The following is a 7,584-nucleotide window of genomic DNA, read 5'->3' as shown; positions in this document are numbered from 1 at the left end:
CGGGCCCGCGCTGCCGCCGTCCCGTCCGGCCGGCTCAGGCGTCACGGTGCCGTTCCGCGGCCAGTCCGGCCCGGCGGAGCAGCACCGCCTGCCGGACGTAGTCGGCGGCGGTCCCCACCGTCAGCACGACCGCTGCCGCCATCACCCACCAGCGCAGCGACGCCAGTCCGCCGGTCATCACCAGGATGTACATGCCCACCGCGACACCCTGGGCTAGGGTCTTCACCTTTCCGCCGCGGCTGGCGGGAATGACACCGTGCCGGATCACCCAGAACCGCATCAGGGTGATGCCCAGCTCCCGGGCGAGGATCACGCCCGTCACCCACCAGGAGAGGTCTCCCAGAGCGGAGAGGCACACGAGTGCGGCGCCCATGATGGCCTTGTCCGCGATCGGGTCGGCGATCTTCCCGAAGTCGGTGACGAGGTTGTAGCGCCTGGCCAGCTCTCCGTCGAAGAGGTCGGTGATCATGGCGACGGTGAACGCCGCCCAGGCGAAGGAGCGCCAGACCGGGTCGTGTCCGCCGGCTGCCAGCATCAGGGCCACGAAGCCGGGGATGAGCGCCAGCCGCACCATGGTGAGGATGTTGGCGATGTTCCACAGGCTCGCCTGCTGACGTGCGGCCGGCCGTTTGCGCTGGGCCATGGGACCGCCGCCGGCCGCGGAGGCCGGGATGCCGGTCATCTGGGCGCCTCCTCGCAGTCCAGCGGTTCGGCGATCAGATCCACTCCCTCGCTCGCCACCGCCTTGGCTTCGACGATACGTCCCGGGGTGAGCCGGTGGGCGTCGGGCCCGGTCAGCCGGACCTGGCCGTCCGTCTCGGGTGCCTGGTGCGCGGCCCGGCCCAGCACGCCGTCCTCCGCGTCGACCGTCTCGACGAGCACCGAGAGCGTCTCGCCGAGCCGTTCCTCGGCACGCTGGGAGGTCAGCTCCTCGGCGAGCCGGCCGAGGTGGGCGAGGCGTTCGGCGACGGTGTCGGGGTCGTTCTTCTCCTCGTAGCCGGCGGCCTCGGTGCCGTCCTCGTCGGAGTAGCCGAACACACCGATGGCGTCCAGTCGGGCCGCGGTCAGAAAGCGTTCCAGTTCGGCGAGGTCCTGTTCGGTCTCCCCGGGGAAGCCGACGATGAAGTTGGACCGGACGCCGGCCTGCGGCGCCTTCGCCCGGATCGACGCCAGCAGGTCGAGGAAGCGGTCGGTGTCGCCGAAGCGGCGCATGGCCCGCAGCACCTTGGGCGCGGAGTGCTGGAAGGACAGGTCGAAATAGGGCGCGACCTTCTCCGTGCCGGTCAGCACCTCGATGAGGCCGGGGCGCATCTCGGCGGGCTGGAGGTAGCTGACGCGGATCCGCTCGATGCCGTCGACGGCCGCCAGTTCGGGCAGCAGCGTCTCGAGCAGGCGGATGTCCCCGAGGTCCTTGCCGTAGGAGGTGTTGTTCTCGGAGACCAGCATGACCTCCTTGACCCCCTGCTCGGCGAGCCAGCGGGTCTCCCCCAGCACGTCCGAGGGACGCCGGGAGATGAACGAGCCGCGGAAGGAGGGAATGGCGCAGAACGAGCAGCGGCGGTCGCATCCGGAGGCGAGCTTGACCGAGGCGACGGGGTTGTTGTCGAGGCGGCGGCGCAGCGGGGCGCGGGGGCCGGAGGCCGGCGCCACCCCGGCGGGCAGGTCACTCGGCGGCGGCGCGGACTGCTCGCCGTGGCCGGGCAGGGCGACCGCGGTGTCCTGTCGTTCGGCGGGGCTGATCGGCAGCAGCTTGCGCCGGTCGCGGGGGGTGTGGGAGGCGTGCACCCCGCCGGCCAGGATCGTCTGGAGCCGGTCGGAGATGTCGGTGTAGTCGTCGAAGCCGAGCACACCGTCGGCCTCGGGGAGCGCCTCGGCCAGTTCCTTGCCGTACCGCTCGGCCATGCAGCCGACGGCCACCACGGCCTGGGTCCGGCCCTGCCCGCCCTTGAGGTCCCCTGCTTCCAGCAGGGCGTCCACGGAGTCCTTCTTGGCGGCCTCCACGAAACCGCAGGTGTTGACGACGGCGACGTCCGCGTCGGCGGCTTCCTCGACGAGGTCCCAGCCGTCCGCCGCAAGACGGCCCGCCAGCTCCTCCGAGTCCACCTCGTTACGGGCGCAGCCAAGAGTGACAAGGGCGACAGTACGGCGTTCGGGCATGGGCTCAGCCTACTTTGTCCGGGCCGGGCAGTCGGCCGGTGCCCTTCCGGGCACCGCCGACCGCCCCGCTCGGCCTGTCCGGCTCGCCGGTCTCCCGGCTCGCGCGGCGCCTGTCGGGGGGCGACCGTCAGCCCTGTTCGGGGTCGCCCTTGGTGTAGCTGACCCGCTGCACCTGGCCGACGTCACCGATGCGCTGGACCTTCTTGCCGTTGACGAACAGCTCGACCGCGCCGGCGTTGCCGAGCACCAGGTCGATCTGCTCCTTGTCGGTGAACGTGCGGGAGTCGCCCTCCTTGAGCACGCCCTCGTGCATCAGCCGCCCGGTGTGGTCCTCGGCGGAGATCCAGCTGTTGCCGCCGTCGGCCACCAGCCGGACGGTGACCTTGTCGGCGGGCGCCGCGGCGATCGCGCTGTCGGAGGGCTCGGGCTTGGCGTCGGCGGGCTTGCTCGGGCTCGGGCCGGCCGACGGCTCGCTGGAGGGTGCGGACTCGGCGACGGTGTCGGCGGTGCCGCCGTCCCCGCTGAACAGGGTGAAGCCGACGAAGCCGACCACCGCGACGATGGCGGCGACCATCGCCGCCGTCCAGTTCGGCCGGCGCGGCTCGGGGCGGATCCGTTCCGCCTCGAAGAGCGGGGCGGCCGGCGTCGCCGTGGGACGGCCGCCGTGCTCGGCGTCGTACTGCTCGACGAGGGCAGCCGCGTCGAGGCCCACCGCCTTGGCGAGCGTGCGGATGTGCCCGCGTGCGTAGACGTCGCCGCCGCACCGGGAGAAGTCGTCCTGTTCGATCGCGTGCACGATCGGGATACGCACACGCGTGGCGGAACTGACCTCGTCAACGGTCAGCCCCGCGTCGATTCGGGCCTGCTGGAGGGCTCGACCGACCGAAGGCCGGTCCTCTTCGGGGGAGTTACCGAGGGACACGAGAGCGCCTTTCGAGCGTGCAGCCACCTGCTGGAGATTCAGTCTAGGGGGGTCGGGAAAGGGTCGGGCAAGCGGGCGGGCGGTGTTTGTCCGCCATCGGGATTGCCGTGCGTCCCGGACGGCGGAATGCGCCGACCCTCCGGCAGCCTGCCACCGGAGCGGGGAGCGTATGCATTCCACCTACCCAGGTAACGGGACGTGCCACGCGCGGAAACGGTTGCCCGGATGCTCCTTACGAGTGACTCCCACCGCGGATCACCTCCAGCAGCCCGTCCAGCTCGTCCGGTTTGACCAGTACGTCACGTGCCTTGGAGCCCTCGGTGGGTCCGACCACACCCCGGGACTCCATGAGGTCCATCAGCCGGCCGGCCTTGGCGAAGCCGACCCGGAGCTTGCGCTGGAGCATCGACGTGGAACCGAACTGGGTGGAGACGACCAGTTCGGCTGCCTGGCAGAGCAGGTCCATGTCGTCGCCGATCTCCTCGTCGATCTCCTTCTTCTTGGTCTGCCCCACGGTCACGTCGTCCCGGAAGACCGGGTTCATCTGCTGCTTGCAGTGTCCGACGACGGCCTCGATCTCCGCCTCGGCCACGAACGAACCCTGCATGCGGATGGGTTTGTTGGCTCCCATCGGCAGGAACAGCCCGTCACCCTTTCCGATGAGCTTTTCGGCGCCCGGCTGGTCGAGGATGACCCGGCTGTCCGCGAGCGAGGACGTCGCGAAGGCGAGCCGGGAGGGCACGTTCGCCTTGATCAGACCCGTCACCACGTCCACCGACGGCCGCTGGGTGGCCAGCACCAGGTGGATGCCGGCGGCCCTGGCCAGCTGGGTGATGCGCACGATGGCGTCCTCGACGTCCCGGGGGGCGACCATCATCAGGTCGGCCAGCTCGTCGACGATCACCAGCAGGTACGGGTAGGGGGCGAGCTCCCGCTCGCTGCCCTCCGGAGCGGAGATCTTGCCGCTGCGCACGGCCGCGTTGAAGTCGTCGATGTGGCGGAAGCCGTAGGCGGCCAGGTCGTCGTAGCGCAGGTCCATCTCGCGCACGACCCACTGGAGGGCCTCCGCCGCCTTCTTCGGGTTGGTGATGATCGGCGTGATCAGGTGCGGAATGCCCTCGTACGCCGTCAGCTCCACCCGCTTGGGGTCGACGAGCACCATCCGGACGTCCTCCGGGGTGGCCCGCACCATCACCGACGTGATCAGGCAGTTGATGCAGGACGACTTGCCCGAGCCGGTGGCGCCCGCTACCAGCAGGTGCGGCATGGAGGTCAGGTTGACCTTGACGTAGCCGCCCTCGACGTCCTTGCCGAGCGCCACCAGCATCGGATGGGTGTCGCCCACCGCGTGCGCCGAGCGCAGCACGTCACCGACGTTGACCATCTCGCGGTCGCTGTTGGGGATCTCGATGCCGACCGCGGACTTGCCCGGGATCGGGGAGATGATCCGCACGTCCGGGCTGGCGACGGCGTAGGCGATGTTCTTGGCCAGTGCGGTGATCTTCTCGACCTTCACCGCCGGGCCCAGCTCGATCTCGTACCGCGTGACCGTCGGCCCGCGGGTGAAGCCGGTGACCGCCGCGTCCACCTTGAACTCGGTGACCACCTTCGTCAGCGAGTCCACCACGGCGTCGTTGGCGGCGCTGCGGGTACGCCCCGGCCCACCGCGTTCCAGCAGGTCCAGCGGCGGCAGGGCGTAGGTGATGTCACCGGCCAGCTGGAGCTGCTCGGCACGGGACGGCAGCGGGCCCTCGGCCACCGCGCTCGCCTTGGTCAGGTCCGGCACCGCGTGGCGGCCGGAGTCGTCCTGCCCGGCGCCGTCCCCGGTGTCCGCCGACGCCTCGACGGCTTCGGCACGCTGCCGGGCGATGCCGCTGGTGAGGTCGGCCACCACCGGCGAGGGCTGGACACCGTGCAGCACCGCCCCGTCGAGGTCGGCGGCGGCCGCCGCGTCCAGGTCCACCGCGTCCAGCGAGCTGTCCGGCCCGGTGTCGTTGACGGACGGCACGTGGGCGGTGTCACGCCGGGAACGGCGGCCCCGACGGCCGTCCAGGGCCTCCTTCTCGGCGTGGTAGGCGTCGACGTCCTTGCGGAAGTCCGGCTTGCGCGGCCGTCGGTACTCACCCGCGACCGGCCCGTCCTCGTCCGCCGCGTCGAACTCGTCCGCGTCGTCGGCGAGCTGGTCGTCCCGCACCGGGCGGCGCTGCCGGCGGCGTTCCTCGTGCGGCGACCCGGCCACGACACCCAGCCGCACACCCAGCTGGTGCAGCCGCCGCGGAATGGCGTTGACCGGCGTCGCGGTGACCACCAGCACTCCGAACACGGTGACCAGGATCAGCAGCGGCACGGCGAGCACGTCGCCGAGCGTGAACATCAGCGGCTTGGACGCGGCCCAGCCGATCAGGCCGCCCGCGTCCTGCAGTGCAGAGTTGCCCTCGCTGCGACCCGGAGCACCGCAGGCGATGTGCACCAGCCCGAGCGCGCCCACCACCAGCGCGGACAGCCCGATGACGATGCGTCCGTTGGCGTCCGGCTTCTCCGGGTGCCGTATGAAGCGCACCGCCATCGCACCGAGCAGTATCGGCACCATCAGGTCGAGCCGGCCGAACGCGCCGGTGATCAGCATGGTGATGAGTTCACCCACCGGGCCCCGCAGGTCCGACCAGGTGCCCGCGGCCACGATCAGCGCGAGTCCGAGCAGCAGCAGCGCCACGCCGTCCTTGCGATGCGCCGGGTCCAGCCCGCGGGCTCCGCGCCCGATACCCCGGAACGTGGCTCCGACCGCGTGCGCGATGCCCAGCCACACCGCGCGGACCAGGCGGTAGAGGCCGTTGGGGGGCGAGGGCTTGGCGGGTGCTCGCTTCGCAGGCGCCTTCCGAGGAGAGGCCTTCTTCGCCGGAGCTCTCTTGGCGGCTGCCTTCTTCGCGGGCGCCTGCTTGGCGGCCTTGCCGGACGTACGTGAGGCCATGGTGGTGAGGTTACCGTCGTCCGGTGCGCAAGGCACGGATGAGTGCGTCTGTATGCCTGTGTGACATGTCGTCAGTCACCGGCGGTGGCCTTCACTGCTGGGACGACACCGACGACGGGGAGTCCTCCGCACCGGGCTCCAGAGCGTCAAGGGCCCGCCGCAGGCCGGTGAGTTTGCGTTCCAGGTGCGCGGCCGTGGAGACCGCGGCGGCGTCGGCGCTGTCGTCGAGCTGCTTGGAGAGAGCCTCGGCCTGTTCCTCCACGGCGGCGAGCCGAGCGGACAGTTCGGCCAGCAGACCGGCCGACTCCTTGGCCCCGTCGCCCGCCTGATGGCCGTTCTCCAGCTGGAGGCGCAGCAGCGAAGCCTGCTCGCGCAGCTGCACGTTCTTCATGTACAGCTCGACGAACACGGACACCTTCGCCCGGAGCACCCACGGGTCGAACGGCTTGGAGATGTAGTCCACGGCGCCGGCCGCGTAACCGCGGAAGGTGTGGTGCGGCCCGTGGTTGATCGCGGTGAGGAAGATGATCGGGATGTCCCGGGTGCGTTCCCGCCGCTTGATGTGCGCGGCCGTCTCGAAACCGTCCATGCCCGGCATCTGCACGTCCAGCAGGATCACCGCGAAATCGTCGGTGAGCAGTGCCTTGAGTGCTTCCTCCCCTGACGATGCCCGCACCAGCGTCTGATCGAGCGCGGAGAGGATCGCCTCCAGCGCCAACAGATTCTCCGGCCGGTCATCGACCAGGAGGATCTTGGCCTTCTGCACCATGGCCCGTCCTCCTCGCCCCGGCGGCGTCGAGGACGCCACCCCTGGGGACGACTTCTTTGCGCCGCCCGTCCTTGTGCCGGTCATGGTAGCCGCACCCTGCCGCCCACCACACCCTGTCACCGTGATGTCACTGTGCACGTAACCGGAACGCACCGTGCGGTGCGGGGGTTCCCCCGGACCCCCGCTTCCAGGCGTACCGGTCGCAAGCAGTCAACGTACCCTGCCCTGCCGCAGCCTCACACGTCACCCCGCCCGCATCCACTGCCGCATGACGTCCAGCAGGTGATCGGTGTCCACCGGTTTGGTGACGTAGTCGGACGCCCCCGAATCGATGCTCTTCTCCCGGTCGCCCTTCATCGCCTTCGCGGTGAGCGCGATGATCGGCAGGCCGGCGAACTGGGGCATCTTGCGGATCGCGACCGTCGTGGCGTAACCGTCCATCTCCGGCATCATGATGTCCATCAGCACCAGGGCCACGTCGTCGTGCTGTTCCAGCACCTCGATGCCCTCCCGGCCGTTCTCGGCGTACAGCACCTGGAGGCCGTTCTGCTCCAGGACGCTGGTCAGCGCGAAGACGTTTCGGATGTCGTCGTCGACGATGAGGACCTTCTCCGAGTGGAACCGCCCGCCCGCCGGTCGCGCGGTGGACGCGGCGGGTTCCTGCCGGCTGGACGGCCAGGAACCGTTGCTGCGGGAGGGCTGCGGCAGGTCGTCCGCCGCGGCACCCGACGAGCGCGACGCAGCCGGCTGCTCGTTCTCCCCGCGCCC

The 7,584-nt window shown here is 70.7% G+C and carries 6 protein-coding genes; all 6 read right to left on the bottom strand.

The genetic code is table 11. The features are described 5' to 3' along the window. Positions 1-34 precede the first annotated feature (34 nt). Positions 35-682 carry a CDP-diacylglycerol--glycerol-3-phosphate 3-phosphatidyltransferase gene (gene pgsA / locus ACYVE9_RS10780; RefSeq protein WP_461027556.1) on the bottom strand — a complete coding sequence of 216 codons (648 nt, stop codon included), beginning with the start codon at positions 680-682 and terminating at the stop codon, positions 35-37. Beyond that, on the bottom strand, positions 679-2,157 hold the full coding sequence (rimO, locus tag ACYVE9_RS10775) for a 30S ribosomal protein S12 methylthiotransferase RimO (protein ID WP_461027555.1): 1,479 nt from the start codon (positions 2,155-2,157) through the stop codon (positions 679-681). The genes pgsA and rimO overlap by 4 nt, the downstream gene beginning before the upstream one ends. A 127-nt stretch (positions 2,158-2,284) precedes the next feature. Continuing rightward, on the bottom strand, positions 2,285-3,079 hold the full coding sequence (locus ACYVE9_RS10770; RefSeq protein ID WP_461027554.1) for a helix-turn-helix domain-containing protein: 795 nt from the start codon (positions 3,077-3,079) through the stop codon (positions 2,285-2,287). A 232-nt stretch (positions 3,080-3,311) separates the two neighbouring features. After that, positions 3,312-6,047: a DNA translocase FtsK gene (locus ACYVE9_RS10765; protein WP_461027553.1), complete on the bottom strand. Its 2,736-nt coding sequence runs from the start codon at positions 6,045-6,047 to the stop codon at positions 3,312-3,314. 91 nt (positions 6,048-6,138) lie between these two features. Then, complete coding sequence (locus ACYVE9_RS10760; RefSeq protein ID WP_461027552.1) at positions 6,139-6,816, bottom strand: response regulator; 678 nt, start codon at positions 6,814-6,816, stop codon at positions 6,139-6,141. A gap of 243 nt (positions 6,817-7,059) precedes the next feature. After that, the coding region (locus tag ACYVE9_RS10755) for a response regulator (protein WP_461027551.1) at positions 7,060-7,584 on the bottom strand (525 nt) is incomplete at its 5' end.

Source organism: Streptomyces sparsus (genome assembly GCF_054776295.1).
Note: the sequence above shows the minus strand (reverse complement) of the source record. Positions and strands in the feature narration are given on the sequence as shown.

Excerpts from the sequence above, each read along its gene's own strand:
- pgsA (WP_461027556.1), bottom strand. The coding sequence starts at position 682 with ATGACCGGCATCCCGGCCTCCGCGGCCGGCGGCGGTCCCATGGCCCAG.
- rimO (WP_461027555.1), bottom strand. The coding sequence starts at position 2,157 with ATGCCCGAACGCCGTACTGTCGCCCTTGTCACTCTTGGCTGCGCCCGT.
- ACYVE9_RS10765 (WP_461027553.1), bottom strand. The coding sequence starts at position 6,047 with ATGGCCTCACGTACGTCCGGCAAGGCCGCCAAGCAGGCGCCCGCGAAG.
- ACYVE9_RS10760 (WP_461027552.1), bottom strand. The coding sequence starts at position 6,816 with ATGGTGCAGAAGGCCAAGATCCTCCTGGTCGATGACCGGCCGGAGAAT.